The organism is Mesorhizobium sp. 1B3, assembly GCF_050958605.1.
GTDB lineage: Bacteria > Pseudomonadota > Alphaproteobacteria > Rhizobiales > Rhizobiaceae.
Genome location: NZ_JBJHDO010000018.1, coordinates 17,233 through 34,625, shown reverse-complemented (window position 1 = coordinate 34,625; position 17,393 = coordinate 17,233). Strand labels below are relative to the sequence as shown.

Annotated in this window: 17 protein-coding genes; 13 read left to right on the top strand and 4 right to left on the bottom strand. The window is 62.5% G+C overall.

What is annotated here, in order from left to right; genetic code table 11:
• The 10 genes from urtD (at nucleotide 1) to ACCO56_RS30575 (ending at nucleotide 10,036) form a co-directional block, all read left to right on the top strand.
• Nucleotides 1-747 carry an urea ABC transporter ATP-binding protein UrtD gene (gene urtD / locus ACCO56_RS30620; RefSeq protein WP_433644799.1) on the top strand — a complete coding sequence of 249 codons (747 nt, stop codon included), beginning with the start codon at nucleotides 1-3 and terminating at the stop codon, nucleotides 745-747.
• Nucleotides 740-1,435, top strand: coding sequence for an urea ABC transporter ATP-binding subunit UrtE (urtE, locus tag ACCO56_RS30615; protein WP_433644738.1), 696 nt, complete (start codon nucleotides 740-742; stop codon nucleotides 1,433-1,435). Before urtD ends, urtE begins: the two co-directional genes overlap by 8 nt.
• Before the next feature lie 31 nt (nucleotides 1,436-1,466).
• The gene (locus ACCO56_RS30610) at nucleotides 1,467-2,504 is read left to right on the top strand and encodes an aliphatic amidase (RefSeq protein ID WP_433644737.1); all 1,038 of its coding nucleotides are present in this window, start codon (nucleotides 1,467-1,469) and stop codon (nucleotides 2,502-2,504) included.
• Nucleotides 2,505-2,574: 70 nt separating this feature from the next.
• On the top strand, nucleotides 2,575-3,417 hold the full coding sequence (locus ACCO56_RS30605; protein WP_433644736.1) for a CbbQ/NirQ/NorQ/GpvN family protein: 843 nt from the start codon (nucleotides 2,575-2,577) through the stop codon (nucleotides 3,415-3,417).
• A 34-nt stretch (nucleotides 3,418-3,451) separates the two neighbouring features.
• Nucleotides 3,452-5,671: a nitric oxide reductase activation protein NorD gene (locus tag ACCO56_RS30600; RefSeq protein ID WP_433644735.1), complete on the top strand. Its 2,220-nt coding sequence runs from the start codon at nucleotides 3,452-3,454 to the stop codon at nucleotides 5,669-5,671.
• Between the two features lie 234 nt (nucleotides 5,672-5,905).
• The gene (locus ACCO56_RS30595) at nucleotides 5,906-6,376 is read left to right on the top strand and encodes a MarR family winged helix-turn-helix transcriptional regulator (RefSeq protein WP_433644734.1); all 471 of its coding nucleotides are present in this window, start codon (nucleotides 5,906-5,908) and stop codon (nucleotides 6,374-6,376) included.
• 111 nt (nucleotides 6,377-6,487) lie between these two features.
• Entirely contained in the window at nucleotides 6,488-7,429 is a 942-nt protein-coding gene (locus ACCO56_RS30590; RefSeq protein WP_433644733.1) for a DMT family transporter, read from the top strand.
• A 66-nt stretch (nucleotides 7,430-7,495) separates the two neighbouring features.
• Complete coding sequence (locus ACCO56_RS30585) at nucleotides 7,496-8,515, top strand: LacI family DNA-binding transcriptional regulator (RefSeq protein WP_433644798.1); 1,020 nt, start codon at nucleotides 7,496-7,498, stop codon at nucleotides 8,513-8,515.
• A gap of 26 nt (nucleotides 8,516-8,541) precedes the next feature.
• Nucleotides 8,542-9,513 carry a 2-hydroxyacid dehydrogenase gene (locus tag ACCO56_RS30580; protein WP_433644732.1) on the top strand — a complete coding sequence of 324 codons (972 nt, stop codon included), beginning with the start codon at nucleotides 8,542-8,544 and terminating at the stop codon, nucleotides 9,511-9,513.
• 112 nt (nucleotides 9,514-9,625) lie between these two features.
• The gene (locus ACCO56_RS30575; RefSeq protein WP_433644731.1) at nucleotides 9,626-10,036 is read left to right on the top strand and encodes a hypothetical protein; all 411 of its coding nucleotides are present in this window, start codon (nucleotides 9,626-9,628) and stop codon (nucleotides 10,034-10,036) included.
• Between the two features lie 233 nt (nucleotides 10,037-10,269).
• On the opposite strand, the gene ACCO56_RS30570 is transcribed toward ACCO56_RS30575, so the two are convergent.
• The gene (locus ACCO56_RS30570) at nucleotides 10,270-11,043 is read right to left on the bottom strand and encodes a gamma-glutamyl-gamma-aminobutyrate hydrolase family protein (RefSeq protein WP_433644730.1); all 774 of its coding nucleotides are present in this window, start codon (nucleotides 11,041-11,043) and stop codon (nucleotides 10,270-10,272) included.
• A 293-nt stretch (nucleotides 11,044-11,336) separates the two neighbouring features.
• Here ACCO56_RS30570 and ACCO56_RS30565 point away from each other — a divergent pair, with 293 nt between their 5' ends.
• Nucleotides 11,337-12,446 (top strand): TRAP transporter substrate-binding protein, encoded by a 1,110-nt coding sequence (locus tag ACCO56_RS30565; protein ID WP_433644729.1) that lies wholly within the window; start codon nucleotides 11,337-11,339, stop codon nucleotides 12,444-12,446.
• Nucleotides 12,447-12,590: 144 nt separating this feature from the next.
• Here the strand turns inward: ACCO56_RS30565 and ACCO56_RS30560 are convergent, their stop codons facing one another.
• From ACCO56_RS30560 to ACCO56_RS30550, 3 genes are all read right to left on the bottom strand, one after another.
• Nucleotides 12,591-14,336: a TRAP transporter large permease gene (locus ACCO56_RS30560; RefSeq protein ID WP_433644728.1), complete on the bottom strand. Its 1,746-nt coding sequence runs from the start codon at nucleotides 14,334-14,336 to the stop codon at nucleotides 12,591-12,593.
• Complete coding sequence (locus tag ACCO56_RS30555; protein WP_433644727.1) at nucleotides 14,333-14,917, bottom strand: TRAP transporter small permease subunit; 585 nt, start codon at nucleotides 14,915-14,917, stop codon at nucleotides 14,333-14,335. The genes ACCO56_RS30560 and ACCO56_RS30555 overlap by 4 nt, the downstream gene beginning before the upstream one ends.
• Nucleotides 14,918-15,164: 247 nt before the next feature.
• Nucleotides 15,165-16,073 (bottom strand): branched-chain amino acid ABC transporter permease, encoded by a 909-nt coding sequence (locus ACCO56_RS30550; RefSeq protein ID WP_433644726.1) that lies wholly within the window; start codon nucleotides 16,071-16,073, stop codon nucleotides 15,165-15,167.
• Between the two features lie 79 nt (nucleotides 16,074-16,152).
• On the opposite strand from ACCO56_RS30550, the gene ACCO56_RS30545 reads away from it, so the two are divergent.
• Together ACCO56_RS30545 and ACCO56_RS30540 are read left to right on the top strand one after the other, a co-directional pair.
• Nucleotides 16,153-16,755 (top strand): CGNR zinc finger domain-containing protein, encoded by a 603-nt coding sequence (locus ACCO56_RS30545; protein ID WP_433644725.1) that lies wholly within the window; start codon nucleotides 16,153-16,155, stop codon nucleotides 16,753-16,755.
• Entirely contained in the window at nucleotides 16,748-17,251 is a 504-nt protein-coding gene (locus tag ACCO56_RS30540) for a hypothetical protein (RefSeq protein ID WP_433644724.1), read from the top strand. Before ACCO56_RS30545 ends, ACCO56_RS30540 begins: the two co-directional genes overlap by 8 nt.
• Nucleotides 17,252-17,393 lie beyond the last annotated feature (142 nt).

Genomic DNA, 17,393 nt, shown 5'->3' with positions numbered 1-17,393 from the left:
ATGGCCGATCAACTCGTCATCGATCGTGCAACGGTTTCGTTCAGCGGCTTTCTTGCCGTGTCGGAGCTGAGCCTCACGGTGCGTACCGGAGAACTGCGATGTCTTATCGGCCCCAATGGCGCCGGCAAGACGACCGCTCTCGATCTGATTTGCGGAAAGACGCGCCTGAGTCATGGGGAAATCCGCTTCAATGGCCAGCCTATTCACCATCTGAGCGAGCACCGCATCGCACGCGCGGGAGTCGGCCGCAAGTTTCAGGTCCCTAGCGTGTTCCGCGAACTCAGCGTGCGCGAGAACCTGCATATCGGCCACTCCCGACAGGCCGGCGTGTTGGCCAATCTTTTCACCTTCAAACGGGATCTCACGCAGATCGAGAAGATCGCGGAGCTGGTGGGTTTGCAGGATGAGCTCGACATCCAGGCGGCCCACCTTTCGCATGGCCAGACGCAATGGCTCGAGATCGCGCTGATCCTTGCACAAAACCCGTCGCTTATCCTGATGGACGAGCCGACGGCCGGAATGACGGCCCAGGAGACCAGGAAGACGGCCGAGCTTTTCGACCGGCTGCGCGGTCGCCACACCCTCATCGTGGTCGAACACGACATGGGGTTCGTCCGCGACATCGCCGAAACGATCTCGGTGATGCACCAGGGGAAGCTTCTCGCCGAAGGTGGCATCGACGACATCGAACGCAACCAGCTCGTTCGCGATGCCTATCTCGGCTCAGGGGGAATCGGCCATGCTTGAGCTTGTGGACGTCGATGGTTTCTACGGACGCAGCCGTGCTCTCCAATCCGTTTCAATGAAGGTTGAGAGAGGGGATTTTCTTTCCGTCCTCGGACGCAACGGGGTTGGAAAGACGACGCTCTTGCGCACCATTCTCGGCCTCATGACCCGAACCACGGGCTCGATCCGCCTGGACGACGAAGAGCTGATCGCGAAACCGACGCATGAACGCTCGAAAGCCGGCATCGGGTACGTACCCCAAGGTCGGGGGATTCTTCCTGCCTTCACAGTTCGTGAGAACCTGCTGATCGGCACTTTCGCCGCGCGAAACGGCGGTGGCCAGATCGGCGAATGGGTGCTCGACCTGTTTCCCATCCTGAAGGAGTTCCTCAATCGACGCGGCGGCAATCTGTCCGGCGGTCAACAGCAACAGCTGGCGATCGCCCGGGCGCTGTTATCCGAGCCCAAGGTGATGCTGCTCGATGAACCGACCGAGGGGATTCAGCCCAACATCGTGGAGCAGATCGAGAACGTTCTGATCGATCTCAACCGCAAGCAGGGGCTCACCATCGTGCTCGTCGAGCAGAACATCGCATTTGCACGGCGTGCTTCCCGCCACTTTGCAATCCTGAACCGCGGCACCGTCGTGGAAGGCGGTCCTATCGCGCAGTTGAGCGACATGCTCATTCACCGGCATCTCGTCGTCTAGACGAGCGGCAAAACGCAAGAGGAGAGAGAAGATGTATCACGGCGACATTTCGAGCAGCAACGATACCGTCGGCGTTGCCGTCGTCAACTACAAGATGCCACGGCTCCACACGCGCCAGGAGGTGCTCGCCAACGCCCGCAACATCGCCAGCATGGTCGGGGGGATGAAAGCGGGGCTCCCGGGCATGGACCTGGTGATCTTCCCCGAATACTCGACCCACGGCATCATGTATGATCAGAAGGAGATGTACGAGACCGCCTCCAGCGTGCCCGGCGAAGAGACCCAGATATTCGCCGAAGCCTGCAGGAAAGCGCGTGTCTGGGGCGTTTTCTCCCTTACCGGCGAACGCCACGAGGACCACCCGAACAAGGCCCCGTATAACACGCTCATCCTGATGAACGACAAGGGGGATATCGTTCAGAAATATCGCAAGATCATGCCTTGGGTTCCGATCGAGGGCTGGTATCCCGGAGACTGCACCTATGTGTCGGAGGGCCCCAAGGGTCTGAAGATTAGCCTCATCATCTGCGACGATGGCAACTATCCCGAGATCTGGCGCGACTGTGCGATGCGCGGAGCCGAACTCATCGTGCGTTGCCAGGGCTACATGTATCCGGCCAAGGAGCAGCAGATCCTCATCTCCAAATCGATGGCCTGGGCGAACAATGTCTATGTGGCGGTCGCGAATGCCTCGGGCTTCGATGGCGTCTATTCCTATTTCGGCCATTCCTCGATCATCGGTTTCGATGGCCGCACGCTTGGGGAATGCGGCACCGAAGAGAACGGGATCCAGTACGCCCAGCTTTCGACCTCGCTGCTTCGCGACGCCCGCAGGAACATGCAGTCGCAGAACCACCTCTTCAAGCTGCTCCACCGAGGCTACACGGGCCTCATCAACTCCGGCGACGACACCCGCGGCCACGCCGTCTGCCCCTATAATTTCTACAAGCAGTGGATCACCGATCCCGAGGGCACACGAGAGAAGGTCGAGGCGATGACGCGCCCGACCGTCGGCACTCCCGAAAGTCCGATCGAGGGCATCCCGAACAAGGTCGCGGCGCATCGATAGGTGGGATCCGGAGACGCCGCGACACATGCCGCGGCGTCTCCTCGCGTCATGAAAATTTCAGGAGACGAGAATGCCGAATGCCAGGATCGAGGCGAGAACGAGCGCGTCCCGTGATCATGCTCTGGCGGAGTTCCTGATATCGGACGAACGCTATTATCGTCCCGTTGACAACGAGATCGCCCTCTTCGAGGCGGCTTATCGATCTCGCATGCCTCTCATGCTGAAGGGTCCCACCGGCTGCGGGAAGACCCGCTTTGTCGAATACATGGCCTGGCGGCTCGGATCTCCACTGATCACGGTGTCATGCCATGAGGACATGACCGCGTCGGACCTCGTCGGCCGATACCTGCTCGACCCCGACGGTACGGTTTGGCATGATGGTCCTTTGACCCTTGCGGTTCGCTCCGGCGCCATCTGCTATCTCGACGAGATAGTCGAGGCGCGTCAGGACACGACCGTCGTCATCCATTCTCTGACGGACGACCGCCGCATCCTTCCACTTGAGAAGAAGAACGAGATTATTCCGGCACACCCGGATTTCCAGCTCGTGATCTCTTACAATCCGGGCTACCAGAGCGTTCTCAAGGATCTGAAGGAATCGACCAAGCAGCGCTTCGGCGCCATAACCTTCTCCTACCCGGATCCGGAGGTCGAAGCCGAAATCGTCGCCGCAGAGGCAGGGATCGAGCCGGGAACAGCCCAGACACTTGTCCGCATCGCGCAACGATCGAGGAACCTGAAGGGCCACGGCCTGGAGGAAGGGGCGTCGACCCGCATGCTCATCAATGCAGGGCTTCTGGTCCGCAACGGGATCAAGATCACGGAGGCGTGCGAGGTGGCGCTCGTGGTCCCGATCACCGACGATCTTGATCTTCGCGACGCCCTCAAGGCAGCAATCGCTGCTTCGATCTGAGTGAGCTTCGACCCCCTATCGGACCAATCCCGGAATGCCGTCGCAGCCGAACCCAGAAGAAGATCGTGTCCTGTCCCTGTTTCCAGGCGACTTCGGTCAGGCCTGGCAACGGGCTCGCGACCGCATATCTGGCGCGGGCTACGGAGGAACAGTCAGCGACGACTACGTGCGCTTCTCTCGGGAAGTGGCGACATCTGCGGGGCCACAAGCCGCCATCGATCTGGCCCCCGCCGTGTCTGGAACGGCAATCCGCGCCGGCGTCCGGGCCGCTTCGTTGTTCGCCGAAGGCGCGGCCAGCACCGCTCGACGATGGCCTAACGAATTCGGGCGTTGGCTTCGCCTGATGGAGACGATGGCAATCGAGGCTCCCGAATCCATGTCGGCGCTTCTGGAGCGTACTGACCTGCTGCTTTCCGAACTGGACCCTCCAGGCTTTGAAACGTGGCTGCGTACCGGCCTTCTGTTCGCGGGTGGAGATCCGGTTCGCCGGCGCAAATTCTTCACACTTGAGCAACCGGAAGCGCGCCGATGGCTTCAAAGGGAGGCTGCGGGCCTGAGTTTCAGCGACATCGAGAGTCGTCTCAGACCCTATCTTACCGCCATATGGGGGTTGCGAATGCCTCTTCGCGAAGTCCCCGCGGACGCCCCGGAGCAGTTGCGGCGAAGGCCGGGTTTCGACGGAGCCGTCATGCGCCTCCCTTCGATCTTTCGAGGATTCACCGCAAGCGATGCTGAAAAGCTGTACCGTGCCACAGTCGCCCATGTCGGAGCGCATTGTCGTTTCACGCGCACGAAGTTTCCTCCCGGCGGCCTCAAGCCGCTGCAGGTGGCGCTCGTCTCGCTCATCGAGGATGCCCGGGTCGAACAGCTTGCCATGCGTGAACTTCCCGGACTCCGGAGCCTCTTCCTCCCGTTCCATTCAGCCTCGCCGTCCGGGCCCGTTACCGCCGATTCGATGCTTGCCCGCCTGGCGAGAGCGCTGGCCGATCCTTCCTACCGAGACGATGATGGCTGGGTCGCAAAGGGGCGGGATGCGTTCTTCTCCAACGAAAGCAGATGGGATGACCAACAACTCAGCCGGCGGATCGGAGATCTCCTCGGCAATGATCTCGGGCAAATGCGGGTGCGGTTCGATTCCCGCAACTACCTGGTCCAGCCGGCATATCGCGATGACAACCTCTTCCTCTGGAATTTCGAAGACGAAGAGCACCAGTTTCTCAATGCCGAGCAGATGCTGGAGGCAGCGAAGATCCGACAAAGCGACGAGGATCCTTCGCCAACCGGCCAAAACGATGCCGATGCCCAGCCGGAGCAAGCGCTGGGACGCCTGGAAATCACGCATCGACAATCCGGCGGTCTGACTGTCGCTCAATATGCCGAGTTCGATTACGTGGCGGCTTGCGCGCGACCGGAGTGGACGACCGTCAAGGAATACACGCCGACCCCACGCTCGCCCGACTTCCTTTTGCGTCTCCTCGACCAGCGGCCAGACCTGGCCCACCGCTTCACGGAACTGATACGGTCGGCGCGCGTGAGCCGCGCGGAGCGGCTGCGCCGGCAGGCGGAAGGCGAGTTCCTCGACCTCGATGCCTGTATCGACGCCACGATCTCGCTTCGTGTCGGAGAGGCACCCGGCTCGCGTGTCCATGGCCGTTACGAAAGGCGAAGCCGCGACCTGTCGGTTTTGCTCCTCCTGGATAGTTCCCAGTCGACCGCGGACAGGGTGTGTGGAGGCTCCTATTCGGTTCTGGACGTCGAACGCCAGGCAGCCGCATTGCTCGCACATGCCATGTCCGAACTCGGCGATCCCTTCGCGATCGCGGCATTTGCATCCGACGGCCGTGAGGATGTCCACTATTTTCGCATAAAGGACTTCTCGAAACCCTACGATGCAAGCGCACAGGCAAATCTGGCCGGCTTGCGCAGCAGCCTTTCGACACGTTTGGGCGCAGCGATGCGGCATGCCGGATCTGCGCTGGCGCAACAACGCAGCTATCGCCGACTGCTCCTCGTCGTGACGGACGGCCAACCGTCCGACCTGGATGTCATCGATGAGCGCTATCTGGTCGAAGACGCCCGCAAGGCCACTCATGAACTGCGTCGGATCGGCATCGACACATTCTGCGTGGGACTGGATACGGGCACCGGTGATTATCTCGACCGAATATTCGGGAAACGAAACGCCGTCAGGATCCGGTCGATTGAGCGGCTGCCCGAACTCCTGCCCAATCTATATTTGATGCTGACCCGCTGACGTCGGTTGCTCCGCGTAGTCTCAAGATAGCAGAGATTCGTTCATCGTTCGGATCGACGGCCGAAGGCCGGCCGTTTTCGTTTGTCATCTAATTGAAACGCTGGTCTGGCATTGCTTTTGCCGGCACAAGCAAATTGCCGGCAAAGGATCGACCAATTGGCTTGCGCCGGAGCATTGCCATCATTTGAACGAACATTATTCTCCGCAGCAGCGGGGTTTTTCCGAGGAGGGCCCATGGCCAAGGCTGACAAGAGCGCCGCGATGAACCGCCTCCATTCGGCGGCGCGACTGGCGCGAACGGCGCTTGCGGCGCGATTGCTCGATCATGGCTTCTATGCCGGCCAGGACCAGATCATGCTGGCGCTCGATCAGTCCGATGGCCAGACGCCGGGCCAGCTCGCGGCGCGGCTGGGCGTCAGGCCCCCAACCATCACCAAGACGATCAACCGCTTACAGGTCCAAGGCTTTCTCGACAAGCGAGCGTCCGAGACCGATGCACGCCAGGCCCATATCTTTCTGACGGAAGCCGGTCGGAGCACCATTCGCGCCATCGAGAAATCGGTGCGCAAGACTGAAAAACAGGCGCTGAAGGGGCTGGACAAGAAGGAGCAGAAGACACTCGCAAAACTGCTGTCAAGGATAGAATCCAATCTCTCCGCCAATGGAGCGGACATTCACGACCCCGAGACGGACGAAATCGAATAGGCCGCGCTTGCGCGCCTGGCTATTTTTGCCGCGCCGGTCTTTTCCCCTTGCCGTCCAGGCAAGGCTGGCCGACAAGAGGGTTTCATCGCTTTCTTCCCACGGCGCGGACAAGTGAACAAACCATTACCAACGACGGACGGCGCTGCGCCGGGATCCGCGATCCTGCTCGTATTCGGCTCGGGCGTCCTTTTCACCTTTCTCGACAGCACGGCCAAGTATCTCGTCCTGTCCGGCTTCGATTCCGGATTTATCACCTGGGCGCGTTTTGCGGTCCATGCCGTATTGGTGGTCATCTTCTTCCGCGCGTGGAAGGCGCCGGCGCGGCTAAGGGTGCACAGCCTGTGGCGCCAGTCGCTGCGCGCGGTTTTCCTGTTCGCCACGACGATATTGAACTTCCTGGCGCTGCAGACGCTGCAACTTGCCGAAACCGTATCGATCATGTTTTTCGGGCCGATGGTGATTACCGCTCTTGCCGGGCCGATGCTCGGCGAGTGGGCCGGCTGGCGGCGCTGGCTCGCCGTGCTCGTAGGCTTCATCGGCGTGCTGGTCATTACCAGGCCCGGCATGAGCGCCTTCGGCACGGGGCACGTCTTCGCGCTGTGCGCCATGTTGTGCAATTCGCTCTACTCGATCATGACGCGATCGCTCTCCGCGAGCGAAAGCGCGGAAAGCCTGATCTTCTATTCTGCCATCGTGCCGGTCGTGCTGCTCTTTCCGGTCGTGCCACTGAAGGGCACGATGCCGACCGACGCGCTGAGCTGGTTCCTGATCCTGTCCCTGGGCTTCTACGGCGGGCTCGGCCACTGGCTACTGGTCCGCGCCTATCGGAAGGCGACCGCGACCGCCCTCGCGCCTTATCCCTATCTTCAAATGGTGTGGATGATCGCGGCCGGATATCTGATCTTCAACCAGCTGCCGGACCGCTGGACATTGGTCGGGGCCGGGATCATCGTGGCGAGTGGCCTCTATATCGTCTACCGGGAGCATGTGCTCAGGCTGCGGAGTTCTGCCGGCCCCAATGCGGAAGCCGACGAGCTGGCCAAAAAGCTTTGATTCTTCTGGCTGCAATGGCATAAGCCGGTTTTAAACTCTTTAATCGGTTAGGTCGGCGAGGGCGCCCTGGCACAAAAGATCAAGCTTTCCACCATTGCCGACGCGCTCGGCGTCTCGACCGCGACGGTGTCGCTCGCCCTGCGCGACAGCCCGCTGGTGGCAGGCGCCACGCGAGATCGCATCAAGGAACACGCTCGCGCCATCGGCTACATCTACAATCGCCGCGCGGCCAGCCTCAGGACCTCCCGATCCGGGATCGTCGGCGTCGTCGTCCACGACATCATGAACCCGTTCTTCGCCGAGATCCTGCGCTCCATCGAGAGCGAGCTCGATCGCAGCCGGCAGACCTTCATCCTGTCCAATCATTACGACCAACTGGAAAAGCAGCGAACCTTCATCGACACGCTCCTGCAGCTCGGAGCGGACGGCGTGATCATGTCGCCGGCTATCGGAACGCCTCCGGAAGATATCCGCATGGCGGAGGAGAACGGCCTGCCTGCCGTGCTGATCGCACGCACGGTGGAGGGTGCCGGCGTTCCCGCCTTCCGCGGCGACGACGCCTACGGGACTTCGCTGGCCACCAACCACCTGATCTCGCTCGGGCATCGGCGCATTGCCATGATCGGCGGCACCGACCAGACCTCGACCGGCCGCGACCGGTTCCAGGGTTATCTCAATGCCATGGAAACGGCCGGACTTGAGGTGAAGCCGCATTGGCGCCTGCCGGGGCCGCGCACCAAGCAGGCCGGCTTCGAGGCCGCCGGCCAGTTCCTCGCTATGAAGGACAAGCCGACCGCCGCCGTCTGCTGGAACGACCTCGTTGCCATCGGGCTCATGAACGGCATCGCGCGCGCCGGTTTAACGCCGGGCGTCGACATTTCGGTCACCGGCTATGACGACCTCGAAGAGGCCGAGATTGCGACACCGGCGTTGACGACGGTATGGAACGGCCAGCGGGAGGTTGGCCGCCGCGCCGCCCGCGTGCTGCTCGATCGCCTCAACGGCGCCGCGGTGCGTGCCTCGCAGGAACTCATAAGGCCGGAACTGCATGTGCGCCAATCGACGGCGCGGCCTGTCGAGCGCTGACTAAAAGAAAACAGGATGGTGCCCCGATGAGCGCTTTGAAAGACATAGTCGTACTCGTTCCCGGCAGGCTGCACGACCATGCGGTGAAGCGGGTCGAGGAGACCTTCCGCATGCTGCGCATCGAGCGTGCCGACCCCGCCCTGTTGTTGGCCGGGATGGCCGATGAAATCCGCGGCGTGGCCGCCATGGCCACGATCGATCCGGCCTTCATCGACGCCTTGCCGAAGCTGGAGATCATCGCGAGCTTCGGCGTCGGTTACGACCATGTCGACGCCAAATATGCAGCGACCAAGGGCGTGATGGTCACCAACACACCAGATGTGCTGACCGAGGAGGTCGCCGACACCGCGGTGGGGCTGCTGATCAATGCTGTGCGCGAACTGCCGCGGGCGGAGAATTGGCTGCGGGAAGGGCGCTGGGTCCGGGAAGGAGCCTATCCGCTGAGCAAGGGCACGCTGCGGGGCAGGCGCGTCGGCATTTTCGGTCTCGGACGTATCGGCCTCGCCATCGCACGCCGGCTCGAGGGTTTCGGTCTTCCGATCGCTTATCACAATCGCCGCCCGGTCGAAGGTGTCGGCTATGCCTATCACCCGACGCTGGTCGGGCTCGCGGAGGCGGTCGACACTCTGATCTCCATCGCGCCGGGCGGTGCCTCGACCGCCAAGGCGGTCAACGCCGAAGTGCTTCGCGCGCTTGGTCCGGACGGCGTCTTCGTCAATATCGGCCGCGGCAGCACGGTCGATGAAGAGGCGCTGATCGCGGCGCTCTCCGACGGGACCATCCGCGCGGCCGGCCTCGACGTCTTTGCCGACGAACCGCGCGTGCCGCAGGGGCTCATCGAGCTTCCCAATGCCAGCCTCCTGCCGCATGTCGGGTCGGCTTCGGTCCACACGCGGCAGGCGATGGCCGATCTCGTGGTCGATAATCTGGCGGCATGGTTTTCCCAAGGCCGGCCGCTGACGCCGGTCCCCGAAACGGCCGGCCTGAAAAAGCCGTAAACCTGTCGATAAGGTTAATCCCTGTTTAAGGGGAATGGGCGCATGCTCGACGCTCGCCGGCACCGGACCTGGGGGAATCCGATGTCTGAGGATTCTATGAGGGGACGTTCCGATGGGTTTCTTATGGCATGGTGCGCTGGCTGCGGCACTGGTGACAACGACACTTGTAGGCTTCCGGCTGGATGGCAGCGAAGCTACCCTCGCGAACGCAGCGGCCATTCGGAATGACGGCATGCCGCCGGCCGCCGAACGCTTCCGCCTCTCGGCCGGTGACCGGTCCTGCCTCGTGACGAAGTTCGACGTTTCCGACACTGCGGCGAGGCTTACGGCAGAGGCGGCCTGTGACGACGTCATGGCCGGAATGTCGACTGTTCGTTCGTGGCAGGAAACACCGGACGGAGCGGTTGTTCTCAGCGACAGTCGAGGCGCCGTGCTCGCCGAGTTCGCGATTGCCGACGGCGCGGGCTACGAATCCTTCGAGCCGCGCCTGCGGCCGATGTCGCTGGTGGAGGCCGGTGGCTAAGGAGTTATACCAGTGGCCCTGCATGTTGACACATCCAGGGAGCCTCAGTCGCCGGCGCGGCCCATCCGGGCCTTGGCTTTCGCGCCAACGGCATCGGCCCGAACCTTCGGTTCGGAAAGCACGATGCCAGCTTAAAAGATCGAGCGTCCTTTGCGCATCCGAAGGACGCGCGGCGCTCGATGACGCGGCGCGCAGTCGCTCGCTCCAACGGTCAATCAGATCGACCGTTGATGCTACTCCGCGGCCTGCCGCGCAGCCGCGCGAGCGGCGGCATGCTCGCGGACGGCGTCGCCGAAGGCCTTGAAGACGCGGGCTGAAGCGTCGTCCGACTTGACCCAATATTCCGGATGCCATTGCACGCCCACGGCGAAGGCGCGGGCGCCTTTCACCGAGACCGCTTCCACGGTCCCGTCCTCGGCGACGGCTTCGATTTCCAGGCGGTCACCGAGCCGGTCGACCGCCTGCCGATGGACTGAATTGACCTTGATCTCGCCGGCTCCGAACACGCCGGCCAAGCAACTGTCCGGCTTGATCCGCACGGCCTGGCGAAGGGCGAAGCGTTCGTCCTGGCTGTCGCTTGCCGGAGCGCGGTGATCGAGCGAGCCCTCGCGCTCCTGGATTTCCGCCGCGAGCGTTCCGCCCAGTGCAACGTTGAGTTCCTGGATGCCTCGGCAGATGGCAAGCAGCGGTACGCCATGGTCGATCGCCTTGCGAATCAGCGGCAGGGTCGTCGCGTCGCGCGAGGCATCATAGGGACCGTTCGCTTCGCTGGGGTCGCCGCCATAAAGCGAGGGATGGACGTTGGACTTCGATCCCGTGATCATGACGCCGTCGACAGAGGCCACCAACTGGTCGAGATCGAGACGGGCGCCGAAGGAAGGCACGAGCACGGGCAGCACGCCAGCCCCGGTGATCGCTGCCTCCAGATATTGCTGCGGCGCGGCGTGCCAGGTGTAGTTCTCGAACTGACGGACATCTGTCGACACGGCCACAAGCGGCTGCAGCATTCTGTTCTCTCACGGTGAGCCCGCCCTGCGGGCATGATGGTGAGCCTCGAATCTAATGCGGATCGGCTGCATTTCCAACTCTCTCCCGTGGGCGAGGGAGGCGAGACGGAAATGCGTGCAACTAAAGTCTAAGCGAAATTCCTCAGCCGGTATTTCTACGGTACTGGCTTTCTGGACGGCGGTATGCTGGACACAACAAGCTTTGAATGTATTGTGCGGCGGCCGCCGAAGATACGGAATTTCGTCCGTCCGCTGCACGGCGCAAAACGAACGATAACGTTGGAGGAGAATTCATGGATCGTCGTTCATTCATCAGAAAGGCCGGCGTTACCGGCGTAGGCGCGGCCGCTGCCGCGGCGACGCTTGCAGCGCCGGCTATCGCCCAGTCCAATCCGAAGGTGACGTGGCGTATGGCGTCGTCCTTCCCCAAGTCGCTCGACACGATCTATGGCGGCGCCGATGTGCTGGCCAAGATGCTGTCCGAGGCGACCGACGGCAATTTCACCATCCAGCCCTTCGCGGCGGGCGAGATCGTTCCCGGCCTTCAGGCTGCCGACGCCACCACGGCCGGCACGGTGGAGGCATGCCATACCGTCGGCTACTACTATTGGGGCAAGAACCCGACCTGGGCGCTCGGCGCGGCCGTGCCGTTCGCCCTCAACGCGCGCGGAATGAACGCCTGGCACTATCATGGCGGCGGCATCGATCTGTACAATGAGTTCCTCGGCACTCAGGGCCTCGTCGGCTTCCCCGGCGGCAATACCGGCGTGCAGATGGGTGGCTGGTTCCGCAAGGAGATCAACACTGTCGCCGATCTGCAGGGCCTCAAGATGCGCATCGGCGGCTTCGCCGGCAAGGTCGTCGAGCGTCTCGGCGTCGTGCCGCAGCAGATCGCCGGTGGCGACATCTATCCGGCGCTGGAAAAGGGCACGATCGACGCCGCCGAATGGGTCGGCCCCTATGACGACGAAAAGCTCGGCTTCCAGAAGGTCGCGCCGTACTACTATTATCCCGGCTGGTGGGAAGGCGGCCCGACCGTCCACTTCATGTTCAACAAGGCCAAGTACGAAGAGCTGCCGGCTTCATACAAGTCCTTGCTGCGCACGGCCTCGCAGGCCGCCGACGCCGACATGCTGCAGAAATACGACTACAAGAACCCGGCCGCGATCAAGAGCCTCGTCGCCAATGGCGCGCAGTTGCGTCCGTTCAGCCAGGAAATCCTGGCGGCCTGCTTCGACAAGTCGAACGAAGTTTATGCCGAGATGACCTCGACGATCCCCGAATTCAAGAAGATCTGGGATTCGATCCTTGCATTCCGCAAGGACTACTATCTCAATGCGCAGATCGCGGAATACAATTACGACACCTTCATGATGATCCAGCAGCGTAACGGCAAGCTCTGATCATCGCCGGTATTCGAAAAAGCCCCGGAGCGGCGACGCTCCGGGGCTTTTTCACATCAGGCGTTTACCCTGGCCACAATGCGGAACGAAGGCTTCGGACCGATTGTGGGAAAAGGTCCGATGCCGTCTTGTGCAGGGAGCTGTTCAGTTGAACTTCGGCGGCTGCGTCAGTTCGTTTGCCGGGGGCTGGGCCGGGGTCGCGGGGGCCTTGCCGCCGTCGGTCGGAGGCGCTCCGAGCGGCGGCAGCCCGAGGCCGGGGAGGCCGGGTTGGTTCGATCCGCCCAGAGGTGGCAGCTCGATCTTGATGTCGGCCGGGTTCACCGTCGGTCCCTTGTAGTGCATCACCATCTGCGGGAAAGAGATGGTGAGGCCGACCATGACGATCTGGATGCAGACGAAGGGCACAGCCCCCCAATAGATCTGGCCGGTGCTGACCGGGGCGATCTTCTGGCCGGTGATCTTGTCGAGATAGGGCACGCGTGCCGCGACCGAGCGCAGATAGAACAGCGCGAAGCCGAAGGGTGGATGCATGAAACTCGTCTGCATGTTGATGCCGAGCAGCACGCCGAACCAGATCAGATCGATGCCCAGCTTGTCCGCGGCCGGTGCGAGCAACGGCACGATGATGAAGGCTAGCTCGAAGAAGTCGAGGAAGAAGGCCAGGAAGAAGACGAGCACGTTCACCGCGATCAGGAAGCCGACCTCGCCGCCCGGCAACGATACCAGGAGGTGCTCGACCCAGAGGTGGCCGTTGACGCCGTAGAAGGTCAGCGAAAAGACGCGGGCCCCGATCAGGATGAACATCACGAAGGCTGACAGCCTCGTCGTGGAGGTCAGCGCCTGGCGCACCACATCCATGCTCAGACGCCCCTTGGCGGCCGCCATGATGAGGGCACCGACCGCGCCCATCGCGCCGCCTTCCGTCGGTGTGGCGATGCCGAGGAAGATTGTGCCGAGCACGAGGAAGATGAGCGCGAGCGGCGGGATCAGCACGATGATGACCTGCTGCGCCAGCCGCGACATCATGTTGATTTTCATGTTCTTGTCGAGGACCGCGACGATGTAGATCACGATCACCCCGACCGTGGCGCCGAGGATGTCGGCGTTGGCGCCGTGCGTTGGCGACAGGTAGACATGGGCCGCATATGCGACGACGGCAGCGCTGGCGAGCGCCACGAGGAGCGACGTCACGCCCGAGCCGAGCGTCCGCGCTTCGGGCGGCAGGGCCGGCATGGATTTCGGCCGGATGATCGACATCGTCAGGACATAGGCCATGTAGAGCCCGGTCAGCACGAGGCCGGGGATCAATGCGCCCTTATACATGTCGCCGACGGAACGGCCGAGCTGGTCGGCCAGAACGATCAGGACGAGGGACGGCGGAATGATCTGCGCTAGCGTTCCGGAAGCCGCGATGACGCCCGATGCGAGGCGCCTGTCGTATCCGTAGCGCAGCATGATCGGCAGCGAGATCAGGCCCATGGCGATGACCGAGGCGGCAACCACGCCGGTGGTAGCGGCAAGCAATGCGCCGACCAGGATGACGGCATAGGCGAGGCCGCCACGGATCGGGCCGAAGAGCTGGCCGATCGTGTCGAGCAGGTCCTCCGCCATGCCGGAGCGTTCGAGCACGATGCCCATGAAGGTGAAGAACGGGATCGCCAGCAACGTCTCGTTCGCCAGGGTGCCCCAAAACCTTTCCGGCAGGGCATAGAGCAGCGGCCAGGAGAGGTTGATCGTGCCGTTGGAAAATGGCGCGAGTTCGACGCCGATGAAGAAGAAGAGCAGGCCGTTGGCGGCCAGCGAGAAGGCGACGGGATAGCCGATCAGAAGGAAAACGATCAGCGAGAAGAACATGATCGGCGCCATGTTCTGGGCGATGAACTCGATCATGAGCGCAGCTCCTCGACCAGCGCCTTCCCGTCGGCTTCGGCCTGCTCATGGGCCGTTATGAAGGGGTTCGGGTCCTCGATCAGCCCGCGCATGATCGCGATCTTCTTGATGATCTCGGAGATCCCCTGGATGCCGAGCTGCGTGAAACCGATGAGAAGCAGCGCCTTGGCCGGCCATATGATCAGCCCGCCGGCGCTCGAAGACATTTCGCCCGAGCGGAAGGACAGCATCACATAGGGGACGAAGTAGTAGATCATCAGCAGGACGAAGGGCATGAGGAAGAAAACGTGCCCTAAAAGATCGATCCAATGCTGGATGCGTCGCGAGAACAGGCCGTAGACGATGTCGATCCGGATATGCTCGTTCTGCTTCAGCGTATAGGCGGCGGCCAGCAGGAAGGCGGCACCGAACAGATACCATTGCAGTTCGAGCCAGGCATTGGACGACACGTTGAAGGCCTTGCGGATCACCGCGTTGCCGGCGCTGATCAAGATCGACAGGAGGATCAGCCAAGCGACCCATTTGCCGATGAATTCATTCAGGCGATCTATGGCTCTGGAAAGAGCGAGAAGCCCTGCCATATGGAAGTTCCTCCGGTTGTTTCCTCCGCGAGGCAGCCGGTCGTTCCCTTATGTCTTTCCCGGCATGCCTATCCCGCCGAAGCCCCGTGACAATATACACGAGGTGGCGGCGAGCAGGTGGATAACAGGATCAGGGGCAAGGGAAAAGATAGTGGGAATACGACGATGGTCTCGCATGACGTAACGTCTGGTCGTCATGGTTGTGATCTCTTGGGAGACAACTATTCGTCGTGCTGATTCCAGGAAATCAGGGCTGGGCTACACGCGTTTCCTCGTGTCCAGGGCGCAGGACGAGCAGGGCGACCAGGCCCAGAAAGACGGCGGCATCGCGCCATTCGATCGGGAAATAGCCCGACCACAGGGTCTCGGCCATGCCGAAGATGGCGGCACCGGCCGCCGCGCGCGGTGGCGAGTCATAGCCTCCGACCGCGGTGACGAAGAGGATCTTGAGCCCGAACACGAGCCCTGTGCCGAAGCTGACGTTACCGAAATGGAGCGCGGTGAGGATGCCCGCTAGCGCAGCTGCGAGGCCGCCGGCCAGGACCGCATGCCTGAACACCGCCGGCACGTCGACCCCGCACATGGCCGCGGCTTTCGGGTCGTCGCATACCGCCCGCCAGCGCTGACCGAAACGCGAGCGCTCGAGCGCAATCGTGGCTGATATCAGAACAAGCAGTATAGCTCCAACATTGATGAGCTGCATGACGGTCAACGTGGCACGGAAGTCGCCTTGCGAAGCAAAGACGACCGGCCAAGCCAGAAGGGGCGGCAGCCAGAAATCGCGCGTCTCGGAGGCGATGCGGCCGATCTCCATCAGCATAAGCGCGACCCCGTGCGTCGCCACGACGATGGCATTGGGCGTGCGTATCGCAAGCCGTGCAAAGACGCTGCGCGCCAGGATGGCGCCGACGAGGGCGGCGTAGGCGAAGGCGGCGAGGATGCCCAGCGCCACGGTTGCCGGCAAGGTCAGCCAGAGCACATGCCAGCCGAACACGGCCACAAGAATCATCGTCTGTCCGGAAAAGGCGAACAGCGCGCCGTAGGCGAGATTGGTGCGACGGACGACCCCGTTTGTCAGCGCATAACCGAAGGCCAGGAGCGCGTAGAGCGCGCTCATATGAAGCCCGTTCAGGATCTGCTGGAAGAGATAGAGCAAGACCGGCCTTCCATTTTCTCCGGACGTTGGGCCGCTTGTTCTAACTTGTCAAATTGATTTTGAAGGTTAGTCTGACGGTATGACGGTTCACTGGACGCAACACAGGTTTGCGGGAGGCGTGCTGGCGCTGGACACCGCCAACACCGTCGTGCTGCGCGGCGATCCGCGCGGCTTCGATCGTCTCGAGGACCCTTCGGAGATCGTGCGCTTCGCTGCCGCCGCCAGCCGTCATCGCTCGGGCGAACTCGCGGAGCGCCGTCTGTCCGTTTCCGACGCGGAGGCGATCCATCCGCTGGTGATTGAAATGCGCGAGGCCATCGACAGCCTGTTCCGCTCCATGGTGGCGGATGGACGGCCCGGCCCGGGCGCGCTGCCGCGCCTGTTGCGGGCCTGCGCCGAGGGGCTCGACGGCCATGACGGGATCGGCGGCGCCGGCCCGTTCGAAGGACCAGGGCAAGGCGTTGCCTTCGAGGCGGCACTCGCCGTCTCGGCGCTGTCCCTGCTCTCGGGCGAGCGTGCCGGTCGGCTGCGCGTATGCCCGAACTGCCGCTGGCTGTTCATGGACAGAAGCCGCAACGGCAGCCGGCTGTGGTGCGACATGGCGGTGTGCGGCAACCGTCAGAAAGCCAAACGGCATTATCGCCGCCGTCGCGCGACTGGGGAGGAGCGTCGTCATGAATAAGGTTGCGCGCACGGTTGCCGTGCTGCTCGCACTTGCCGCTTGCCGTGAGATCGGCGGAGAGGACGAATTCTTCGAGATCTCAGGTAAACTTTTCGTCTTCAACTATCGCATGGCCGAGGCGACCTATCTTGTGACGTTGAAGCCCTTGCAGCCGATTCATGAAGGCCAGACTGCGGTTGCGACATTCGAGGATCCTGCGGATGGCGGGGCGATCGTCGTGCGCCAGAAGATCTGGCCAAAACTCGACAAGGTCACGATCGAAAGCCCGCCACTGTATTGTGTGGCCAAGGACAAGCCGTATGCGGTGACGATCGCCATCGAAGGAAACGACGGCGCGACGTTGCAGACCTTGAAGACCACCATCACCTCGTCGGAAGACCAAAGCCGGCTGCCAGACGCGCCGTTGGTGGTCGGGCCGGCCTATACGCCCAATCCCGAGCTTGCCGGCAACCCCGCCGGCAAGCGGGCGGACGCGGCGCGACGTTGCCCTGCTTAGGCGGGTCCGGGATGAGTTAAATCGCTTCGGTAAATCCACGCCCCGCGATTCCCCCTGACCTGCCGGCGAGGATGCAGAGCTTGCGGCCGCGGTTCGGCCGATCTGCCTGTTTGTCCCTTGCTCCGACCCAAACCTGTGATCG

Coding starts and splice junctions, on each gene's coding strand:
- ACCO56_RS30600 (WP_433644735.1), top strand. CDS start 3,452: ATGCCGTCGCAGCCGAACCCAGAAGAAGATCGTGTCCTGTCCCTGTTT.
- ACCO56_RS30565 (WP_433644729.1), top strand. CDS start 11,337: ATGGATCGTCGTTCATTCATCAGAAAGGCCGGCGTTACCGGCGTAGGC.
- ACCO56_RS30540 (WP_433644724.1), top strand. CDS start 16,748: ATGAATAAGGTTGCGCGCACGGTTGCCGTGCTGCTCGCACTTGCCGCT.
- ACCO56_RS30555 (WP_433644727.1), bottom strand. CDS start 14,917: ATGGCAGGGCTTCTCGCTCTTTCCAGAGCCATAGATCGCCTGAATGAA.
- ACCO56_RS30575 (WP_433644731.1), top strand. CDS start 9,626: ATGGGTTTCTTATGGCATGGTGCGCTGGCTGCGGCACTGGTGACAACG.
- ACCO56_RS30570 (WP_433644730.1), bottom strand. CDS start 11,043: ATGCTGCAGCCGCTTGTGGCCGTGTCGACAGATGTCCGTCAGTTCGAG.
- urtE (WP_433644738.1), top strand. CDS start 740: ATGCTTGAGCTTGTGGACGTCGATGGTTTCTACGGACGCAGCCGTGCT.
- ACCO56_RS30610 (WP_433644737.1), top strand. CDS start 1,467: ATGTATCACGGCGACATTTCGAGCAGCAACGATACCGTCGGCGTTGCC.
- ACCO56_RS30595 (WP_433644734.1), top strand. CDS start 5,906: ATGGCCAAGGCTGACAAGAGCGCCGCGATGAACCGCCTCCATTCGGCG.
- urtD (WP_433644799.1), top strand. CDS start 1: ATGGCCGATCAACTCGTCATCGATCGTGCAACGGTTTCGTTCAGCGGC.
- ACCO56_RS30545 (WP_433644725.1), top strand. CDS start 16,153: ATGACGGTTCACTGGACGCAACACAGGTTTGCGGGAGGCGTGCTGGCG.
- ACCO56_RS30605 (WP_433644736.1), top strand. CDS start 2,575: ATGCCGAATGCCAGGATCGAGGCGAGAACGAGCGCGTCCCGTGATCAT.
- ACCO56_RS30560 (WP_433644728.1), bottom strand. CDS start 14,336: ATGATCGAGTTCATCGCCCAGAACATGGCGCCGATCATGTTCTTCTCG.
- ACCO56_RS30580 (WP_433644732.1), top strand. CDS start 8,542: ATGAGCGCTTTGAAAGACATAGTCGTACTCGTTCCCGGCAGGCTGCAC.